The organism is Vibrio sp. 1288 (genome assembly GCF_033344475.1).
Window position 1 is genome coordinate 328 of the sequence record NZ_JAWPOX010000093.1, and the last position, 1111, is coordinate 1438.

Genomic DNA, 1111 nt, shown 5'->3' on the forward strand with positions numbered 1-1111 from the left:
ATGTTAATGAGGGTAAAGTAACACTGCCACACTACCTTGAAAAAGGCGCAAACTGGAACATGCAACCGATGGTGTCTGCGATGCCAAGCCTAGCGAAGCTAAACGCAGCACTTACCGATCCAGCAGAACAAGCGAACATGGTTCAGCAGCTTTCTTCTGGCGTTTTCGCAAGCTCTCCTGTAGACGTTAGCAAGCTGGCAACAGATCCAACAGAGCAGCTAAAACTGGTAGGCTCGAAACTGTACTTAAACGACGGCACACAACTGGATAGTGAGCGAGTTATTACTCGTTACTCTCCTGTTCCTGCGGTTAAGTCTTTAGAAAATGTCGAGTTCTTACTGTTTACTCCTCAAAATGGTGTTGCAAAAGACGTGGTGATCTACCAACACGGTATCACTTCAGCGAAAGAAAACGCGTATGCATTTGCTTTTAATATGGTGCAGGCTGGCGTAGCTGTTATTGCTATCGATCTTCCAATCCACGGCACACGTAGCCTAGACGAACAACGATCGGCAAATGCGAACGTTCTTGCTTACTTGAACCTGTCTAACCTTGCTGTAGCGCGTGATAACCTTCGTCAAAGCGTGCTGGATGTATTGGGCTTACGTGCTAGTTTAGTAGTATCAGAGCAAGGCGGCCTATTGGCTGGAGGCCCTCTTCAAGGTTTTAACCCGATGATGGGCTCTCAAGTGAAAATGCTAGGTCACTCACTAGGCGGTATTGTTGGTACGTCTGCGGTTGCTGCTGCAAACAACACACTAGGCAGCCCTACTGCTGATGCACTGTATACATTTAGCGCGGCCTCTATTCAGAACTCTGGTGGTCAAATCGGTAATCTATTGCTGGGTTCTTCAGACTTTGGTCCGCAAATCAAGCACAACCTTGCTTATGCAGCATCAACGGATTACAAGTCTTACGCTGACGCGCAGTGTGCACAGTTAGATGACAAAGCATGTTACGAGGTCTTTGAAGGTTTAGCGACACCGGAACAGCTTGCAGCTCTGAGTGCTGGTTTCTCACAGTTCATCTACGCAGCGCAAACCACGCTTGATACTGTAGATCCATTTACTAATGCCGCAGACCTAGTTGCTTCAGGCACTCTAACTACACC

1 protein-coding gene is annotated in these 1111 nt (G+C 47.7%); it reads left to right on the forward strand.

What is annotated here, in order from left to right; all coding sequences use genetic code 11:
- Positions 1 to 1111: VolA/Pla-1 family phospholipase (locus R8O11_RS24830; protein WP_412035073.1), on the forward strand; the 1111-nt coding region annotated here is incomplete at both ends.